General features: G+C 56.5%; 14 protein-coding genes. 6 read left to right on the top strand and 8 right to left on the bottom strand.

The window, feature by feature from the left end:
* Positions 1-9 precede the first annotated feature (9 nt).
* From lolA to lrp, 3 genes are all read right to left on the bottom strand, one after another.
* The gene (lolA, locus tag L2Y28_RS07265) at positions 10-624 is read right to left on the bottom strand and encodes an outer membrane lipoprotein chaperone LolA (RefSeq protein ID WP_022647618.1); all 615 of its coding nucleotides are present in this window, start codon (positions 622-624) and stop codon (positions 10-12) included.
* 127 nt (positions 625-751) lie between these two features.
* Positions 752-4435 (bottom strand): DNA translocase FtsK 4TM domain-containing protein, encoded by a 3684-nt coding sequence (locus tag L2Y28_RS07260; RefSeq protein WP_022647617.1) that lies wholly within the window; start codon positions 4433-4435, stop codon positions 752-754.
* A gap of 135 nt (positions 4436-4570) precedes the next feature.
* Positions 4571-5065 (bottom strand): leucine-responsive transcriptional regulator Lrp, encoded by a 495-nt coding sequence (gene lrp / locus L2Y28_RS07255; RefSeq protein ID WP_000228469.1) that lies wholly within the window; start codon positions 5063-5065, stop codon positions 4571-4573.
* Positions 5066-5608: 543 nt separating this feature from the next.
* On the opposite strand from lrp, the gene trxB reads away from it, so the two are divergent.
* From trxB to infA, 5 genes are all read left to right on the top strand, one after another.
* Positions 5609-6577, top strand: a complete 969-nt coding sequence (gene trxB / locus L2Y28_RS07250) for a thioredoxin-disulfide reductase (RefSeq protein ID WP_022647616.1) — start codon at positions 5609-5611, stop codon at positions 6575-6577.
* A 114-nt stretch (positions 6578-6691) separates the two neighbouring features.
* Complete coding sequence (gene cydD, locus L2Y28_RS07245) at positions 6692-8458, top strand: cysteine/glutathione ABC transporter permease/ATP-binding protein CydD (RefSeq protein ID WP_022647615.1); 1767 nt, start codon at positions 6692-6694, stop codon at positions 8456-8458.
* Positions 8458-10179 (top strand): cysteine/glutathione ABC transporter ATP-binding protein/permease CydC, encoded by a 1722-nt coding sequence (cydC, locus tag L2Y28_RS07240; protein WP_022647614.1) that lies wholly within the window; start codon positions 8458-8460, stop codon positions 10177-10179. Before cydD ends, cydC begins: the two co-directional genes overlap by 1 nt.
* Before the next feature lie 45 nt (positions 10180-10224).
* A complete protein-coding gene (gene aat / locus L2Y28_RS07235; RefSeq protein ID WP_022647613.1) occupies positions 10225-10929 on the top strand; it encodes a leucyl/phenylalanyl-tRNA--protein transferase in 705 nt (234 codons plus the stop codon).
* 284 nt (positions 10930-11213) lie between these two features.
* Positions 11214-11432 (top strand): translation initiation factor IF-1, encoded by a 219-nt coding sequence (gene infA, locus L2Y28_RS07230; protein ID WP_002211347.1) that lies wholly within the window; start codon positions 11214-11216, stop codon positions 11430-11432.
* Between the two features lie 71 nt (positions 11433-11503).
* Here infA and L2Y28_RS07225 read toward each other — a convergent pair whose 3' ends face one another.
* The 3 genes from L2Y28_RS07225 to clpS form a co-directional block, all read right to left on the bottom strand.
* Entirely contained in the window at positions 11504-11953 is a 450-nt protein-coding gene (locus L2Y28_RS07225) for a hypothetical protein (protein ID WP_022647612.1), read from the bottom strand.
* Positions 11954-12843: 890 nt separating this feature from the next.
* Positions 12844-15123, bottom strand: a complete 2280-nt coding sequence (gene clpA / locus L2Y28_RS07220) for an ATP-dependent Clp protease ATP-binding subunit ClpA (protein ID WP_022647611.1) — start codon at positions 15121-15123, stop codon at positions 12844-12846.
* Between the two features lie 27 nt (positions 15124-15150).
* A complete protein-coding gene (gene clpS, locus L2Y28_RS07215) occupies positions 15151-15471 on the bottom strand; it encodes an ATP-dependent Clp protease adapter ClpS (RefSeq protein WP_006174393.1) in 321 nt (106 codons plus the stop codon).
* A 267-nt stretch (positions 15472-15738) separates the two neighbouring features.
* On the opposite strand from clpS, the gene cspD reads away from it, so the two are divergent.
* On the top strand, positions 15739-15960 hold the full coding sequence (gene cspD, locus L2Y28_RS07210; RefSeq protein ID WP_006174390.1) for a cold shock-like protein CspD: 222 nt from the start codon (positions 15739-15741) through the stop codon (positions 15958-15960).
* A gap of 70 nt (positions 15961-16030) precedes the next feature.
* Here the strand turns inward: cspD and macB are convergent, their stop codons facing one another.
* Positions 16031-17971: a macrolide ABC transporter ATP-binding protein/permease MacB gene (gene macB / locus L2Y28_RS07205; protein WP_022647610.1), complete on the bottom strand. Its 1941-nt coding sequence runs from the start codon at positions 17969-17971 to the stop codon at positions 16031-16033.
* Positions 17968-19083, bottom strand: coding sequence for a macrolide transporter subunit MacA (gene macA, locus L2Y28_RS07200; RefSeq protein WP_022647609.1), 1116 nt, complete (start codon positions 19081-19083; stop codon positions 17968-17970). The genes macB and macA overlap by 4 nt, the downstream gene beginning before the upstream one ends.
* Positions 19084-19114 lie beyond the last annotated feature (31 nt).

Genomic DNA, 19114 nt, shown 5'->3' with positions numbered 1-19114 from the left:
TCATGCCTCTTACTTATTGCGTTGGTCGTCCACCGTTACGCCCTGCGGCGGGGTAAAGGTGAATTTCGATGCATCAATGGCGCCGTTTTGCTGAGACTTCAACTGATAGCTGCTGCGCTGATCGTCCTGCTCAACCGCGCCGAACTGATTGATGGTACCGTTGCTGCTCACGTTAATGGTGAACTGCTTCAGATTACCGTTGCTGCCTTTTGGCGTCAGGACGAACTCATCACCGTTTTGTTTGATGTTGTACTGCTGCCAGTCGCTGGACTGGTTACGGGCAATGAGCATAAACGGCGTATTGCTGGTCGCGTCTTTGAGCCAGGTGGCGGTCGCCTGCTCAACAAACGGATTGTAGAACCACAGGGTTTTACCGTCAGACACCAGAACGCTTTCATCCGGCTGGGTCATGTGCCAGTTGAACAGATTTGGGCGTTTTACCCACAAATCTCCCTGGCCTTCCTGCACCGCGTTGCCGCTGCCGTCAGTCACTTTTTGCGTGAAGCTGGCGTGGAAACTGCTCACTTTATCCAGTCGGCTTTTAAGGTCGCTGGCTGCATCAGCCCAGACGCTGCTGGCAACAAAACTGGAGAGTAATGCACAGGCGATGGCGATTTTTTTCATTGTTATTCCTTAAAATACGTCTTCCCGATATGGGGGTTCCGTTTCTATTCTGTACCTGCCCGAAGGCAGGCGACAGAAGAATATGCTTAATTTTTGCTGATTTACCCTTCTTTGCAATCGCTGAAGATTACTCAAAAGGCGGTGGCGCCAGCACCTCACGGTTACCGTTGTGCCCCTGTTCGCTCACGATGCCCTGGGCTTCCATCTGCTCAATGATACGCGCCGCGCGGTTGTAACCGATACGGAACTGGCGCTGCACGCCGGAGATGGACGCTTTGCGTTTCTCGGTGACGAAATTAACCGCCTGGTCGAATAACGGATCCAGCTCTTCGCCGCCGTCAAAACCACCGCCGCCACCTTCGTTTTCGCTGTCAGAGGTGATGCCGTCAACATATTGCGGTCGCCCGCGCGCTTTCCAGTCTTGCACAACCGCGTGCACTTCCTGGTCGCGAACAAACGCACCGTGAACACGCACCGGCGAGGTGGAGTTCGGCCCGGAATAGAGCATATCACCCATCCCCAGCAGCGACTCTGCTCCGCCCTGGTCAAGGATAGTACGGGAGTCAATTTTACTCGACACGGTAAACGCGATACGGGTCGGGATGTTTGCCTTAATAAGACCGGTGATTACATCCACGGACGGACGCTGCGTTGCCAGTACCAGGTGGATGCCCGCCGCACGCGCTTTCTGTGCCAGACGCGCAATCAGCTCTTCCACTTTCTTGCCAACGGTCATCATCAGGTCGGCAAATTCATCCACCAGCACCACGATGTAAGGCAGTTTTTCCAGCACCGGATGCTGGGCATCCATGCTGTCACCCGGCTTCCAGTATGGGTCCGGAATCGGACGGCCCATACGCGCCGCCTCGGCGATTTTCTCGTTATAACCGGCCAGGTTACGCACGCCCAGCGCCGACATCAGCTTGTAGCGACGCTCCATTTCATTGACGCTCCAGCGTAATGCGTTGGCAGCGTCCTTCATATCGGTAACCACTTCCGTTAACAGATGCGGAATGCCTTCGTAGACGGACAGTTCGAGCATTTTTGGGTCGATCATGATGAAACGCACGTCTTCAGGCTGCGCTTTGTAGAGCATACTGAGGATCATGGCGTTCACCCCGACCGATTTACCGGAGCCGGTAGTACCCGCAACCAGCAGGTGCGGCATCTTCGCGAGATCGGCAACCACCGGATCGCCGGCGATATCTTTACCCAGCACCACGGTCAGCGGGGACGGGTTGTCGCGGAATTTGGTGTTATCCAGAACTTCACGCAGATAAACGGTCTGGCGTTTCTTGTTTGGCAGCTCAAGGCCAACGTAAGGCTTGCCTGGGATCACTTCCACCACGCGTACCGCCACGGTGGACAGAGAACGCGCCAGGTCGCGGGAGAGGTTAGAAATACGCGCCGCTTTTACGCCCGGTGCCAGGTTCAGTTCGAAACGGGTGATCACCGGGCCCGGTGAGTAGTTCACCACGTCCGCTTTAATGCGGAAGTCAGCCAGACGCGCTTCCACCAGACGGGCCATCTGCTCAAGGGCAAAGGTATCCACCGGCTCGACTTCCGCTGGCGGTGGCGTTAACAGATCCAGCGACGGTAGCGGCGTACTTGGTCGTTGCAGCGGTCGGCTGTCTCCGTTACGCATCAGCAGCGGGTGAATCAGGCTCTCCTGCGGCTGTGGTGCTGGCTGCTGGAACTGTGGCTGAGGCGGTTGAGAAGGTATCTGCGGCTGCGCATACGCCTGCGGCGCCGGCTGTTGCGGCTGCACATAAGCCTGTGGTGCAGGCGGCTGACGCACCGGCTCCGCTTCCGGCATTACGCTCGGCGTGAACAGCGGTTCGCTTGGGCCATCATCCACCAGATCTTTCATTGGTGAGAATTCGAAATCCGACAGCGAGAACGGGTTTGCCCCCGAAGGTTGCTCACCGGAATAACGCTGCTGCTGCGTTGCTGCAAACTGGCGCGCCAGCTCCGCTTCGGCCGCATCATCGTCGTCCTGCTGTGAAGGCACGTGATGCTGTGAAGGCACGTCATGCTGATACTCTTCGCCGTAACGCTGATTCTGCTGGGCAGCAAACTGACGCGCCAGCTCATCCTGATGCAGTTCGTCGGCATCATCTTCGTAGTCGGACTCACGGGCTTTTTCTTCCGCCATACGCTGGGAAGGCAATTTAATGCCATAAGAGGCCAGCTCCCGGCGAGTCGGTACGCGCACGCGGTTAGGGCGCGGCAGCTGTGGACCAATGCCCTCTTTCACCTGAGGACGCGGGGCGCTGTCGGCTGCCGGGCTGAATAGCGGAGCGGACGCGGCAGCGGCTGCCGTTGCCTGCTTCACGGCTTCTGCACCCGACGCAACGGCTGGCGTAGGTTCTACAGGTGGAACGCTGACCGAAGGCGCTTTTGCAACAGGCTCCTGCACCGGCTCGGGCACGGGCTGATACCAGGCGGCAAGCTGCTCGCGCTCACGGGCGCGGCGCTCTTCCACTTCTTCAAAATAGTATAATGGCGGACGGGATGGCTTCGCTTCCTCCACCACTTCGGGTTCAGACACCGGTGCAACGTATGGCTGTTCAGGTACAGCGGGTTCGGGCGTATAAGCCTGATACGGTTGTTGCGGCACGCTGGCAGGTTCAGGCGGCTGATACGGTTGCTGCCACTGTTCCTGCTGCACAGGAATATAACTTTCAGGCTCAGGCGCAATGGTCGGTTCAGGCGTATGGACGCCTGGCGCAGTCTGCCAGTCTACCTGCGGTTGCTGGATCGCGGACTCCGGCGCCGGAACAGGCGAGGACGGCATCACGGCTTCAACAGGCGCAACATGGGCCTGCGCAGCCGTCGTTGCGGCAGCAGCAGCGGCTACCGGTTCAGTCACGGAGTGGCCATTCAGCAGCGGATCGTATTCGTCATACTCTCCCGGCGTGGCTCGATGGCCAGAGAACAGTACGTCATCAGGGTCGACGGCCGCACCGCGATACTCAATCTGCTCGTCTTCATCCATACGTTTGCCGGAGAACAGCGCGGCATCCGTTTTACGGCCTAACGGGTTAGCAAATTTTTCAGCGACGCGCTGGCGGCGCGCCAGAGCACCGCGCAGAATACGCGCGCGGCGAGATTCACGCCGCTGTACAGGCGCCTCGTCTTCCTCTTCATACTCATCTTCATACTCGTCTTCATCGACCCACGTATCGTCACGACGGGTACGGTTGCTGGCGAACGTCAGCAGCGTCAGAATAAAGCTGCCGATCTTCTCAGCAATGCTCACCCAGGACCAGCCGGTAAACAGCGTCAGGCCCGCCGCCCAGATACAGAGCAGCGCCAGCGTGCCGCCGCTGCTATGAAGCATCGGTTGCAGCGCGGAGCTCAACAGGCTGCCGATCACCCCGCCGGAGGCGAAGTACCAGATATCATCGGCGTTGATCGCCGCCAGCCCACAGGAGGTGAGGATCAGCGCCAGGGCGCCAATCAGGCGCAGCGAAACGGCAAAATAATCGATGTAGTCGTCGTTCTGTCGATGACGCCAGGCAAACCAGCATCCGCCAATAATGATGACGGGAAGGGTATAAGCCATCACTCCGAAAATGAAAAAGAGCGTGTCCGCAAGCCAGGCACCGGGAACGCCACCTAAGTTATGAATAGGCTCATGCCATGCGGTTTGCGACCAGCTGGGATCTGAGGGGTTGAAACTGAGTAAGGCGGCCATCAGCCAGACGGCAAAAAGGGCAATAACAATCAGTAACGCCTCGAGGAGACGACGTCCGCTGCTTAGCTTAGATAATGTGACTTCTTTGTCTTCAGTGTATTCCTGGCTCAAGAAAGGCTCTCCAGGTATCAGGCATGTCCTGCCTGTGTGCTAAAACGGACAACAGCGCCGGGTATCCCCGGCACTGTTGCTGTATGGATTAACAGGAGTGTAATCAAACTACACTGATTTTGCACCTGTTCCGTGTTAGCGCGTCTTAATAACCAGACGATTGCTCTGTTTGACCTCTTCCATCACCACATAAGTACGGGTGTCGTTCACGCCTGGCAGACGCAGCAGGGTTTCACCCAGCAGCTTACGGTAGGCGGACATATCAGGCACACGGGTTTTTAACAGGTAGTCAAAATCACCGGAAACCAGATGACACTCTTGAATTTCTTCAAGTTTTTGTACAGCGGCGTTAAATTGCTCAAACACATCCGGCGCACCACGATTCAGAGTAATCTCAACAAATACCAGAAGTGAGGCATCCAGATAATGCGGGTTTAGCAGAGCCGTATAGCCCTGAATAAAACCCTGTCTTTCCAGTCGACGCACACGCTCAAGGCACGGCGTCGGGGAAAGTCCCACACGTTTTGAAAGCTCGACGTTGGAAATACGCCCATCCTTTTGCAATTCATTAAGAATGTTACGATCGATACGGTCGAGATCTTTGCCAGGGCGCTTCTTGCTATCTACCATTATTATTGTCTCTCTGTATTCCTTCCCTACTCCTGCCTGGACCCTGTGCACATCACTGTTCAGAGCCTGCACCCGTTATTCATCACATCGCCTGGTTATGTATTAGACGCGATGTGGATTCGGGTTCTGCGGTAAGAAGACCGTTGCCCGAAAGCAGTCACAGACATCACGTATGGCGTCTGTCCACACCATGCGTAGATTTCACTGACCCGGTAAAAATGGCATTTACGTGCATGTCTATTCGGCATGCAGTTCATGCGTCTTTTTTTCTTCCTTGAATGTTTTCGCAAAAGCGCAGGGGATTGTCAAAGCAAAACATCGATTTTTAGTACAAGATGCCGGATATTCATTACGGGGGGGTATTAATCATCATTTTATTGCCTTATAAACGCGCGATTTTCAGTAGCAGACGTGATATGACCGTGTCTGATCCATAGGGCGTGACTATTGCATATATCGGAAGCAAAACTGTCGTGCTCTTTTTTTACGGCAACAAATTCCCTACAATCCAGCCCATTGCCTGCCAACAACAATGGGGATCTCATGGGCACGACCAAACACAGTAAGCTGCTAATCCTTGGTTCTGGACCTGCGGGATATACCGCAGCGGTCTATGCTGCACGCGCTAACCTGCAACCGGTACTGATTACCGGGATGGAAAAAGGCGGTCAGCTGACCACCACCACGGAAGTGGAAAACTGGCCGGGCGACCCGAACGACCTGACCGGGCCGCTGCTGATGGAGCGCATGCACGAGCATGCTGCTAAATTCGAAACCGAAATCCTGTTCGACCACATTAATAAAGTGGATTTGCAGAACCGTCCGTTCCGTCTGACCGGCGACAGCGGTGAATACACCTGCGATGCGCTGATCATCGCTACCGGTGCCTCTGCCCGTTATCTCGGTCTGCCGTCTGAAGAAGCATTCAAAGGGCGCGGCGTATCAGCCTGCGCGACCTGCGACGGTTTCTTCTATCGCAACCAGAAAGTTGCGGTGATCGGCGGCGGCAACACCGCTGTGGAAGAAGCGTTGTATCTGGCGAACATCGCCTCAGAAGTACACCTGATCCACCGTCGCGACACCTTCCGCGCCGAGAAGATCCTGATCAAACGCCTGATGGATAAAGTGGCGAGCGGCAACATTGTGCTGCATACCAACCGTACGCTGGAAGAAGTGACCGGCGATCAGATGGGTGTGGCGGGTCTGCGAATTCGTGATACGCAGAACACCGACACCGTCGAAACGCTGGAGGTGGCAGGCCTGTTTGTGGCAATCGGTCACAGCCCGAACACGGCCATTTTCGAAGGCCAACTTGAGCTGGAGAACGGCTACATCAAAGTGCAGTCTGGCATTCACGGCAATGCCACGCAGACCAGCATCCCAGGCGTCTTCGCGGCTGGCGACGTGATGGACCATATTTATCGTCAGGCGATCACCTCTGCGGGCACCGGCTGTATGGCCGCGCTGGACGCAGAACGCTATCTGGACGGACTGGCAGAACAAGGTAAATAATCTTTACAAGTCAGTAACAAACGTAAATAAAGGCGGCCACTGGTCGCCTTTATTTTTGCTCACGTGTAACATGCAGATGTCTAATTTCTTATAACGTCACCTGCAAAGTACGCAATGGAAAAAACCCGTCAACAAGAGTTAACGCGCTGGCTGAAACAGCAAAGCGTTCTGTCCCGCCGCTGGCTTATGATTTCCCGCGTTCTGGGATTTATCAGCGGTCTGTTGATTGTTGCCCAGGCATGGCTGCTGGCCCGCATTCTCAATCATATGATCATGGAGAGCATCCCGCGCGAAGCGCTGCTGCTGCCGTTTATCGTTCTGGTGCTGGTTTTCGTCCTGCGTGCGTGGGTGGTCTGGCTGCGCGAACGGGTTGGGTTCCATGCCGGCCAGCACATCCGCTATGAGATCCGCCGCAAAGTGCTCGACCGGCTTTCGGAAGCCGGGCCTGCGTGGATCCAGGGCAAACCGGCCGGTAGCTGGGCGACGCTGATCCTTGAGCAAATCGACGATATGCACGATTACTATGCGCGTTATCTTCCACAGATGACGCTGGCAGTGTTTGTGCCTCTGATGATTGTTATCGCCATCTTCCCTGTTAACTGGGTAGCGGCTCTGATCCTGATGGGGACCGCCCCGCTCATCCCGCTGTTTATGGCGATGGTCGGCATGGGTGCGGCAGATGCTAACCGTCGCAACTTCCTTGCGCTGGGTCGGTTGAGCGGTCATTTCCTGGACCGTCTGCGCGGAATGGAAACCCTGCGGATCTTTGGTCGTGGTGAAGCGGAAACCGAAAACATTCGCCTGGCGTCGCAGGATTTTCGTCAGCGCACCATGGAAGTGTTGCGCATGGCCTTCCTTTCTTCCGGCGTGCTCGAGTTCTTTACCTCCCTGTCGATTGCGCTGGTGGCGGTTTACTTTGGCTTCTCCTACCTCGGCGCGCTGGACTTTGGCCACTACGGTACGGCGGTCACGCTTTCCGCCGGGTTCCTGGCGCTGATCCTGGCCCCGGAATTTTTCCAGCCGCTTCGCGATCTCGGCACCTTTTACCATGCCAAAGCGCAGGCGGTGGGTGCTGCCGATAGCCTGAAAACCTTTATGGAAACGCCGCTGGCGCATCCGGAGCGTGGTGAGGTGACGCTGAATACGAACGATCCGGTGACCATTGAAGCACAGGATTTTTCTGTTCTGTCGCCTGAAGGCAAAGTGCTGGCCGGCCCGCTGAACTTTACCCTGCCTGCCGGGCAACGTGTGGTGCTGGTGGGTACCAGCGGCTCAGGTAAAAGCTCATTGTTGAATGCGCTGTCAGGTTTTATGGCGTACACCGGATCGCTGCGTATCAACAAAACGGAGCTGCGCGAGCTCGATCCTGATGCCTGGCGTAAACAGCTAAGCTGGGTGGGTCAAAACCCTCAGCTGCCTGCCCCGACGCTGCGCGAGAATGTGCTGCTGGCAAGGCCGGATGCACGTGACGATGAGCTGCAATCGGTCCTCGACCGCGCCTGGGTCAGCGAGTTTTTGCCGCTGCTTGCGCAGGGTGTCGATACCGTCATTGGCGATCAGTCTGCCGGGCTGTCAGTGGGCCAGGCACAGCGCGTGGCGGTTGCCCGTGCGCTGCTGAACCCCTGTTCGTTAATGCTGCTGGACGAACCCGCCGCCAGCCTGGACGCTCACAGCGAGCAGCGCGTGATGGATGCGCTTAACGCAGCCTCACGCCAGCAAACTACCCTGATGGTGACCCACCAGCTGGAAGGTATTGCCGACTGGGATCAGATCTGGGTGATGGAAAACGGACACATTGTTGAGCAAGGCGATTACGCCGCGCTTGTTGCCGCGCAGGGGCCCTTTGCGACCCTGCTGGCGAACCGTCAGGAGGATATCTGATGCGCGCCCTGCTTCCCTATCTTGCTTTGTATAAACGCCACAAATGGATGCTGACGCTCGGGATCGTACTGGCGATTATCACTCTGCTCGCCAGCATCGGCCTGCTTACGCTTTCTGGCTGGTTCCTCTCCGCGTCTGCGGCCGCAGGCTTTGCCGGGCTATACAGCTTTAACTACATGCTGCCTGCCGCCGGGGTGCGCGGCACGGCGATTACGCGAACTGCCGGGCGCTACTTCGAACGCCTGGTCAGCCACGACGCGACCTTCCGCGTGCTGCAACACCTGCGTATTTATACGTTCAGCAAATTGCTGCCCCTCTCCCCTGCCGGGCTGGCACGTTTTCGGCAGGGCGAATTACTTAACCGCGTAGTTGCGGATGTGGATACGCTGGATCACCTCTATCTGCGCGTCATCTCGCCCATGGTGGGCGCGTTTGTGGTGATTGTCGTGGTCACGCTGGGGTTGAGTTTCCTGGATGTTCCCATCGCACTGACGCTCGGCGGCATCATGCTGATGACGCTGATTATTCTGCCGCCCCTGTTTTATCGTGCAGGTAAAACCACCGGGGAAAACCTGACGCGTTTGCGCGGGGAATACCGCCAGCAGCTCACCTCCTGGTTGCAGGGTCAGGCCGAGCTCACCATTTTTGGTGCCAGCAAGCGCTACCGCACCCGTATGGAAAATACGGAACTGAACTGGCATGAAGCCCAGCGTCGCCAGTCTGAACTGACCGCGTTTTCTCAGGCGCTGATGATGTTAATCGGTGGGTTTGCCGTTATCGCCATGCTCTGGATGGCCTCCGGTGGCGTGGGCGGTAACCCGCAGCCTGGCCCGCTGATTGCGCTGTTTGTTTTCTGTGCCCTGGCAGCCTTCGAAGCCTTAGCCCCGGTCACCGGCGCCTTTCAGCATCTCGGCCAGGTGATTGCCTCTGCGCTGCGTATTACGGATATTGCAGAGCAGGAGCCGGAAGTGAAGTTCAGCGCGGGTCAAACCGCTGTGCCGGAGCAGGTCGCGCTGACGCTCAGCAACGTCACCTTCGCCTACGACAAGCAGGCGCAAAACGCGCTGGAAGATATCAGCCTTTCTGTTGATGCCGGGCAGCGCATTGCGATCCTTGGCCGTACGGGATGTGGCAAATCGACGCTTCTGCAACTCCTCACGCGCGCCTGGGACCCGCAGCAGGGCGAGATTCGGTTTAACGACCTTCCGCTGTCTGATTTTAGCGAAGCGGCCTTGCGTAAAACGGTCAGCGTCGTGCCCCAGCGTGTGCACCTGTTCAGCGCTACGCTGCGCGATAATCTTCTTCTGGCGGCACCGGACGCCTCTGACGATACGCTGCGGGCGATGCTGGAACAGGTTGGGCTGTACAAGCTGCTTGAGGACGACGGGTTGAACAGCTGGCTGGGTGAAGGGGGCCGACAGCTTTCCGGCGGCGAACTGCGTCGTCTGGCCATCGCGCGCGCCTTGCTGCACGATGCGCCGCTGATGTTGCTGGATGAACCGACAGAAGGTCTGGATGCGACAACCGAGAGTCAAATTCTTGATTTACTGACAAAGGTGATGAAAGGCAAAACCGTGCTGATGGTCACTCACCGCCTGCGCGGGCTGGTGAGTTTCGATCGAATAATTGTGATGGACAACGGACACATAATTGAGCAAGGTAATCACGCAGAGCTGCTGGCAAAACAGGGTCGCTACTACCAGTTTAAACAGCGCCTGTAGACTATATTTGTAGCGTCCTCTCTCGCGTACTGGAGTTCTGTTGTCATGCGCCTGGTGCAGCTTTCTCGCCATAATATTGCGTTCCCTTCTCCGGAGGGGGCGCTGCGTGAACCTAACGGATTGCTGGCTTTGGGCGGCGATCTCAGCCCGGCGCGTCTCTTAATGGCTTACCAGCGCGGCATCTTCCCGTGGTTTTCTCCCGGCGACCCGATTTTATGGTGGTCTCCGGACCCGCGAGCCGTGCTGTGGCCCGGGCAGTTTCACCTGAGCCGCAGCATGAAACGTTTTCACGCAAATTCGCCCTATCGCGTCACGCTCAATCACGCCTTCGGGCAGGTAATCGAAGGCTGCGCTGAAGATCGCCATGAAGGCACCTGGATAACCCGCGATATCATTATCGCCTACCACCAGCTTCATGAGCTGGGCTACGCGCACTCCATCGAAGTATGGAAAGATGATGACCTCGTTGGGGGGATGTACGGGGTGGCGCAGGGCACGCTGTTCTGCGGCGAGTCGATGTTCTCCCGCGCCACGAATGCGTCGAAAACCGCGCTGCTGGTTTTTAGCCAGGAATTTGCCCAACGCGGCGGACAACTGATGGATTGTCAGGTGCTGAATGAGCACACCGCCTCGCTCGGCGCGGTTGAAATTTCCCGCCGACGCTATATCGAACACCTTGAACAGTGCCGACTGGAGACTCTTCCGCGCGATTTTTGGGTTCCCAGAATGCTCTTTATGCCCAATGCCTAAATGTTTTCCGCATATTTTTTATGAGGGTGTTATAATTACGCCGCAGAGTAGCTTCTGCCTGTTGCCCCGCCGCCGTTTGGGACCCTCGCTTCAGATAACGTCCTGACGTTTATCCTGTCGTATCCCCTTTACGAATGCGCTTTCCGTTCGGTTGTACCGTGACGCTTGGGCAATACGCTGAAATTGTTTTGCTGCGTTTTAAACGCGCAATTCTTTACTTAATTGATGAATTTCGGCATTATCTTGCCGGTTCAAAACTTGGTAGTGATACCCCAGAGGATTAGATGGCCAAAGAAGACAATATTGAAATGCAGGGTACCGTACTTGATACGTTGCCTAATACCATGTTTCGCGTAGAACTGGAAAACGGTCACGTGGTAACTGCGCACATCTCCGGTAAAATGCGCAAAAACTATATCCGCATTTTGACGGGCGACAAAGTGACTGTTGAACTGACCCCGTACGACCTGAGCAAAGGCCGCATTGTCTTCCGTAGTCGCTAATTGTTTTCGCCTGTAATGGCAGATGAATATTTAAAAGGTCGGGACAATCCCGGCCTTTTTTATTTATGGCCTTAGTGTGGCTGTGTCGGCAGATGTATTGTCATGCACGGGTTCATGGGTACGATTAAATCTTCAGCTATCGCGTGGGTAATGTCATGCAACAGTCCCGTCAGGTGCGGCAACATATCGCGGTCAAAATGCGAAACCAGCAGCACGTGGTTTAACGCCCGGCAGTAGTCACATTTCGTTTCTGTATCTTCCAGCAACCACTCTTTTTGTCGCGGCTGTTCCGCTTCGTCCTCAAATTCCACCACCTGAAAATCACGCATGGATTCTGTGAGGCCGGATTTTACCTCTTCCAGATAAGCTCCGAGACAGCGGCAAACGGGCTGCGTTTGTGGGAGCGAATGACAGTCGAGCAGGATTTCAGTGAGCAGGTTACAGCGTTCGGCAAGAGTTGGGAGATCGGGGTTGAGGGAAAGTTCGCTATATAAATGGGCCAAATTGTTTTCTGTATTCATTGGGTAATTCCTTCACACACTTTGAATTTACCACCGCAGGAAACGCCAATTCGCTGGCGGCGGACGAAAAGGAATTGGCGTACCAGTGTGTGTGCTACTGGCGCTTCAAGAGAAGCTTCCGATTCGCCCGCCAGATGCAGAATTATACCCCTTTCCTTAGGGCGAACGAAGCCTTCAGCATTACTGCTGCTCACACACTTTCAGGACGCCAATCCCGGCACCTGATTTTGCAGGTGCGCTGCCATTTTATTACTGTGAATTTATCCAGCAACCAACTTCGAACGAAACTGGAAAGCGCCTCGCAAAATTTCACTGCGGCCTGTTCCCCTCACCCTAACCCTCTCCCCAAAGGCTGAGGGTTCCCCACAAATTAATGCGAGCACTGAGCAATCCCCTCGCCCCTCCGGGGAGAGGGTTAGGGTGAGGGGAACATACGGCGGTGGTGGTCATTCCGTTCACTTTATGTTCCTTGCTACTCTGTAACGACATGACCGGTGAACGTGCCAGGGTGGCTCAGTCGCCACCACCCTGGCGACCCGGGCTCCCGGCGGTAAATCGCCGCTTCGCGGTGACCTCGGCTTATTCCTTCCGGCTTATCGGGTACGGGCGGAGGCAACGTCCCTGTAAAGCCGCCCTCTCGGCGCATCCCTGCGCCTCGCCCCGGCCGGAAGGCAAACGCCTCAGCGATTTACAGCCGGACCAGGGCATCGCTGACAGCCCTCAGTCATTTAGAAAGCAACTTTATTGCTTCTGCATAAAAAAATTACTGGGGATCCCTCAGCCCCAATGGGGCGAGGGGACTGTTCACTGCAAACAGCCCACAGGCAGAGGGAGAAAGGCAGGCATAAAAAAACCGGGCTATTGCCCGGTTTTCAGACCTACGTAAGAAATCAGTGAGCCGCTTCCGGCTTGTGCTTCGCCGCGCTCTGGAAATCATACGTCAGCTCGTTCTTCGCCTGATCCAGCGCCACGGTCACCTGGCCGCCGTCAACCAGCGATCCAAACAGCAGTTCGTTCGCCAGCGGTTTCTTCAGGTTGTCCTGAATCACGCGCGCCATCGGACGGGCACCCATCGCACGGTCGTAGCCTTTCTCGGCCAGCCAGTTGCGGGCCTCCTGGCTCACTTCCAGCGACACGCCTTTCTGATCCAGCTGAACCTGCAGCTCGACGATGAACTTATCCACCACCTGATGGATCACCTCGGTAGACAGGTGATCGAACCAGATAATGTTGTCCAGACGGTTACGGAACTCCGGCGTGAAGATCTTCTTGATCTCCTCCATCGCATCGGTGCTGTTATCCTGATGGATCAGGCCGATGGATTTGCGCTCGGTTTCACGCACCCCGGCGTTGGTGGTCATCACCAGCACCACGTTGCGGAAATCGGCCTTGCGCCCGTTGTTATCGGTCAGCGTCCCGTTGTCCATCACCTGCAACAGGATGTTGAACACGTCCGGGTGCGCTTTCTCAATTTCATCAAGAAGCAGTACCGCGTGCGGATGCTTGATCACCGCGTCGGTGAGCAGGCCGCCCTGGTCAAAGCCCACGTAGCCCGGAGGCGCACCAATCAAACGGCTGACGGTGTGACGCTCCATATACTCGGACATATCAAAGCGCAACAGCTCAATGCCCAGCGCTTTGGAGAGCTGCACCGTTACCTCGGTTTTACCCACACCGGTCGGGCCGGCGAACAGGAAGGAACCGACAGGCTTGTGGTCATGCCCCAGGCCAGCACGGGCCATCTTAATCGCTTCGGTTAAGGCCTCAATAGCTTTATCCTGACCAAAGACCAGCATTTTCAGGCGATTGCCGAGGGTGCGCAGCGTATCACGGTCGCTCTGAGAGACGCTCTTCTCAGGGATACGTGCGATACGGGCCACCACGGACTCGATATCCGCTACGTTCACGGTTTTCTTACGCTTGCTCGCTGGCATCAGGCGCGCACGCGCACCCGCTTCATCAATCACGTCGATCGCTTTATCCGGCAGATGACGATCGTTAATGTATTTCACCGCCAGCTCCACCGCCGCACGCACCGCTTTCGCGGTGTAACGCACGTCGTGGTGCGCTTCGTACTTGGTTTTCAGACCGTTGATGATCTGCACCGTTTCGTCAACCGACGGCTCGGTAACGTCGATTTTCTGGAAACGACGCGCCAGCGCACGATCCTTCTCAAAGATGTTGCTGAACTCCTGGTACGTCGTAGAGCCCATCACGCGGATCTTGCCGCTGGAGAGCAGCGGTTTGATCAGGTTGGCGGCATCTACCTGACCACCGGAAGCCGCGCCTGCGCCGATGATGGTGTGGATCTCATCGATAAACAGGATGCTGTTAGTGTCCTGCTCCAGCTGTTTTAACAGCGCTTTGAAACGTTTTTCAAAATCACCGCGGTATTTGGTGCCCGCCAGCAGCGAGCCAATATCCAGCGAGTAGATGGTGCAGTCGGCAATCACTTCCGGCACGTCGCCCTGCACAATGCGCCAGGCCAGACCTTCGGCAATCGCGGTTTTACCCACGCCAGATTCCCCCACCAGCAGCGGGTTGTTCTTACGGCGACGGCACAGCACCTGGATGGCACGCTCCAGCTCTTTGTCGCGGCCAATCAGCGGGTCGATACCGCCAACGCGAGCAAGCTGGTTAAGGTTGGTGGTGAAGTTTTCCATACGATCCTCCCCGCCTGCTTGCTCTTCATTGCTGTTGATCTGTCCGCTGGGATCCGATGCCTGGTTAGGCTCGTCTTTTCGCGTTCCGTGAGAGATGAAGTTGACCACGTCGAGCCGGCTGACTTCGTGTTTACGCAGCAGGTAGGCCGCCTGGGACTCCTGCTCACTGAAGATGGCGACCAGCACATTGGCGCCCGTCACTTCGCTACGTCCGGAAGACTGGACGTGGAAAACCGCGCGCTGCAGCACGCGCTGGAAGCTGAGCGTCGGCTGTGTGTCGCGCTCTTCTTCACTGGCTGGCAGCACCGGTGTGGTTTGTTCGATGAAGGCTTCGAGTTCCTGACGTAGCGCCACCAGATCCACGGAGCAGGCTTCCAGCGCTTCGCGGGCAGATGGGTTGCTAAGCAGTGCGAGCAGCAAATGCTCGACGGTCATAAACTCATGTCGGTGCTCACGCGCTCTGGCGAAAGCCATGTTTAAACTGAGTTCCAGTTCTTGATTGAGCATAGGCACCTCCCCCAATTTTATGCCTTATCAGGCCTTTTCCAGCGTACACAGCAACGGATGCTCGTTCTCCCTTGCATAGTCGTTCACCATCGCTACTTTGGTTTCCGCAACTTCGGCAGTAAAGATGCCGCAGATCGCTTTGCCACGATAATGAACGGTAAGCATCAGTTGCGTTGCACGTTCAACATCATAAGAAAAGAACTTTTGTAGCACGTCAATAACAAATTCCATCGGCGTGTAATCATCGTTCATTAACATAACTTTATACATAGATGGCGGTTTTAGCGCGTCGCGCACTTTATCTTCCGCCAGCTGGTCAAAATCCAGCCAATCGTTGGTCTTACCCATTATGCATAACCACTTTGAATCTACCTCAGATGTTAGATAACAATCATCTATTACTGTCATCCGCGATGTCTGTCACAAACTGTTGCAATAGCGTTAACTGCCTCAAATTTTGGTTGATTATTGTCCCAACTCCAGCGCCAAACGCTTGACGGCTTCTTCCGTTTCTCTAAATTGTACAAGCGTGAGTTGGCGAGGTTTTGAACAGCCCCCACTCCACCACCGGTTCATTCCATCTTAATTTATAAGATTTACGAAGGATGTCGAAGCATGGAAATGGGTACTGTTAAGTGGTTCAACAACGCCAAGGGGTTTGGCTTCATTTGCCCCGAAGGCGGCGGCGAGGATATCTTCGCTCACTATTCCACCATTCAGATGGATGGTTACAGGACGCTCAAAGCCGGGCAGTCCGTCCGGTTCGATGTACACCAGGGGCCAAAAGGCAATCATGCCAGTCTGATCGTCCCCGTTGAAGCAGAAGCGGTTGCATAGCTCTCTGATTCATTGTGTACACCCTGCAGGCAAAATGCCAGCCCGATCGGCTGGCATTTTTATTTTCGGGTTATTCGCGCGCCAGCGCATCCACCGGATCCAGCCGCGCCGCGTTTCGCGCCGGTAGCCAGCCGAACAGAATACCGGTGAAGGTGGAACATAAAAACGCCGTCAGGATCGCCATCGGCGAGAAGCCAATCTCCCAGCCCGGTAAGAAGAGCTGGAGCGCAAAGGCGATCATCATCGAGAGCGCAATCCCCATCGCACCGCCCACCAGACACACCAGCACCGCTTCAATCAAAAATTGCTGCAGCACGTCGCTGGCTCTGGCTCCGACCGCCATGCGGATGCCGATCTCCCGCGTACGTTCGGTCACCGACACCAGCATAATGTTCATCACCCCTATCCCGCCGACGACCAGCGAAATCACCGCCACCAGCGTCAGGAACAGCTGAAGAGTACGTGTGGTCTTTTCCGCCGTTTTCAAGAGGCCATCCATATTCCAGGTGAAGAAATCCTTTTTCCCGTGGCGCAGGGTTAACAGCCGCTCCAGCTGCTGTTCCGCCAGCCCGCTGTCGTAGCCCTCCTTCACTCGAACGGTAATAGAGTTAAGCCATGACTGCCCCATGATGCGCCCGGAAATGGTGGTGTACGGCAGCCAGACGCGCAGGATTTTACTGCTGCCGAACATCGACTGCTTCTCTTCCGCCACGCCGATCACCGTCGCTGGCATGTTGCCTACGAGGATCACTTCCCCCACCACATTGGTCTTATTCGGGAACAGCTGCCTGCGGGAGTTAGCGTCTAACACCACCACCTGCGCCCTGCCCGCCAGCTGTTCAGCGTTGAAGGTCGCCCCTTCGCTGAAGGTCATGCCGTAGACGTTGAAGTAATCTCCGCTGACGCCGTTAGCGCTGGCCGCCACGTCGATGTTGCCGTAGCGCAGACGCAGGTTTTGCGAGACGGCAGGCGTGGCGGAGTTCACCCACGGCTGCTTCTGAATAGCCGCCAGATCGTCATACTTCAGCGCCTGCTGATACTGCGGCTCGTCGTCGCCAAAATCTTTGCCGGGGTAAACGTCGATGGTGTTAGTCCCGATGGCGCGAATATCTGCCAGCACCAGCTGTTTCGCCGCATCGCCCACCACCACAATCGACACCACTGAGGCAATACCAATAATGATGCCAAGCATGGTCAGCAGAGTGCGCATTTTGTTGGCCGCCATCGCCAGCCAGGCCATGGTCAGCGCCTCGCGGAAACCGCTGGAAAACTGGCCCCAGCCGGTTGCGGCCGGCAGCGGCTCTTTCGGCGCCGCCGCTCTGGACTGACGTGGCAGCGGGTTGCTGACCAGCTCGCCGTCGTGGATCTCGATAATGCGTTCCGCCTGCGCTGCCACCTGCGGATCGTGGGTGACGATAATCACCGTATGCCCCTGATCGCGAAGCTGATGCAGGATCGCCATCACCTCTTCACCGGAATGGCTGTCGAGCGCACCGGTTGGCTCATCGGCGAGGATCACCTGCCCACCGTTCATCAGCGCGCGGGCAATACTCACGCGTTGCTGCTGACCGCCGGAAAGCTGCGAAGGCTGATAATCAACACGCTCCGCCAGCCCAAGACGCGTTAACAGCGCCTTCGCGCGTTCGAGACGTTTTTTGCGCTCGACGCCCGCATACACCGCTGGCACTTCCACATTCTGCGCCGCGCTCAGGTGTGAAAGCAGATGGTAACGCTGGAAGATAAAGCCAAAATGCTCGCGACGCAGCTTCGCCAGCGCGTCGCCGTCCAGGGTGGAAACATCCGTCCCGGCCACGCGATAGGTGCCGCTGGTAGGCTTATCCAGACAGCCGAGAATGTTCATCAGCGTTGATTTACCCGAGCCCGATGCCCCGACAATCGCCACCATTTCACCGGCTTCAACGCGCAGGGAGATGCCTTTCAGCACCTCCACCGGCCCGTCGCCGGACGGATAGCTGCGACGAATGTCATTCAGCTCAAGCAGCGCCGTCATTGCGCGGCTCCAGGCAGGCTTTCGCTGGTGACCACTTCCTCACCCTCTTCCAGCCCTTTAACCACCACCACGTCGGTGTCGTTACGTGCGCCAATCACCACTTCCCGCTCGCGGGTTTCACCGTTGCGCAGCACTTTCACCTTGTAGCGATTGTCCCCGGCGGATTCGCCCAGCGCGGAGAGCGGAACCGTCAGCACGTTTTTCACGCCGGTCAGCTGGATATGCACCTGAGCGGTCATGTCCAGACGCAGCACGCCCTGCGGGTTAGGCACCTCAAAACGCGCATAGTAGAAGATGGCGTCGTTGACCTTCTCCGGCGTCGGCAGGATATCTTTCAGCACCCCTTCATAGCGGGTTTGCGGATCGCCCAGCACCGTAAACCAGGCTTTCTGCCCCGGCTTAAGGTGAATGACGTCCGCTTCAGATACCTGGGCTTTCACCAGCATGGTGCTCATATCCGCCAGGGTCAGGATGTTCGGCGCCTGCTGCGCGGCGATGACCGTCTGGCCTTGCAGGGTGGTTATCTGCGTCACTTCCCCGGCCATTGGCGCAACGATTTGCGTGTAATCGAGGTTGGTTTTCGCCGTATCCAGCGAGGCCTGATTCCGCTTGATTTGCGCATCGATGGTGCCAATCTGCGCCTGCTTCACCGCCAGCTCCGTGGCGGCTGTGTCCAGATCCTGTTTCGAGATGGCCTGCGTTTTCGCCAGCGCCTGCTGGCGCGACAGGGTGACCTGAGCGAGATTACGCTCCGCCTGAGCCTGAGCGCGCTGCGCGCGCAACTCCATCAGCGTCGCTTCCACCTCGCGGATCTGGTTTTGCGCCTGCTCAGGATCGATCACGCCCAGCAACTGGCCTTTTTTAACCTTATCGCCAATCTCAACCGACAGGGTTTTAAGCTGACCGCTGACCTGCGCGCCCACGTCAACCTTACGCAGGGCATCCAGCTTCCCCGTCGCCAGCACGTTTTGTTGCAGCTCGCCCGGACGAACAATCAGCGTTTGATACTGTGGTACCGGCGCGTTCAGTACCTTCCATAACCAGAATCCGCCTGCTAACACCACTACCGCCAGCAGCAGAAACAGCTTTCTGCGTTTTCCCTTCAGGTTCATAAATATTCCAAATAATTGTTCTGGCTATCAT

It is taken from the genome of Enterobacter sp. JH25, assembly GCF_021725435.1.
GTDB lineage: Bacteria > Pseudomonadota > Gammaproteobacteria > Enterobacterales > Enterobacteriaceae > Enterobacter > Enterobacter intestinihominis.
This window is presented reverse-complemented; position numbering and strand designations above follow the sequence as displayed.

What these genes read in the sequence shown, in the direction of transcription:
- lolA (WP_022647618.1), bottom strand. Translation starts at nt 624, where the DNA reads ATGAAAAAAATCGCCATCGCCTGTGCATTACTCTCCAGTTTTGTTGCC.
- lrp (WP_000228469.1), bottom strand. Translation starts at nt 5,065, where the DNA reads ATGGTAGATAGCAAGAAGCGCCCTGGCAAAGATCTCGACCGTATCGAT.
- trxB (WP_022647616.1), top strand. Translation starts at nt 5,609, where the DNA reads ATGGGCACGACCAAACACAGTAAGCTGCTAATCCTTGGTTCTGGACCT.
- cydD (WP_022647615.1), top strand. Translation starts at nt 6,692, where the DNA reads ATGGAAAAAACCCGTCAACAAGAGTTAACGCGCTGGCTGAAACAGCAA.
- cydC (WP_022647614.1), top strand. Translation starts at nt 8,458, where the DNA reads ATGCGCGCCCTGCTTCCCTATCTTGCTTTGTATAAACGCCACAAATGG.
- aat (WP_022647613.1), top strand. Translation starts at nt 10,225, where the DNA reads ATGCGCCTGGTGCAGCTTTCTCGCCATAATATTGCGTTCCCTTCTCCG.
- infA (WP_002211347.1), top strand. Translation starts at nt 11,214, where the DNA reads ATGGCCAAAGAAGACAATATTGAAATGCAGGGTACCGTACTTGATACG.
- L2Y28_RS07225 (WP_022647612.1), bottom strand. Translation starts at nt 11,953, where the DNA reads ATGAATACAGAAAACAATTTGGCCCATTTATATAGCGAACTTTCCCTC.
- clpA (WP_022647611.1), bottom strand. Translation starts at nt 15,123, where the DNA reads ATGCTCAATCAAGAACTGGAACTCAGTTTAAACATGGCTTTCGCCAGA.
- clpS (WP_006174393.1), bottom strand. Translation starts at nt 15,471, where the DNA reads ATGGGTAAGACCAACGATTGGCTGGATTTTGACCAGCTGGCGGAAGAT.
- cspD (WP_006174390.1), top strand. Translation starts at nt 15,739, where the DNA reads ATGGAAATGGGTACTGTTAAGTGGTTCAACAACGCCAAGGGGTTTGGC.
- macB (WP_022647610.1), bottom strand. Translation starts at nt 17,971, where the DNA reads ATGACGGCGCTGCTTGAGCTGAATGACATTCGTCGCAGCTATCCGTCC.
- macA (WP_022647609.1), bottom strand. Translation starts at nt 19,083, where the DNA reads ATGAACCTGAAGGGAAAACGCAGAAAGCTGTTTCTGCTGCTGGCGGTA.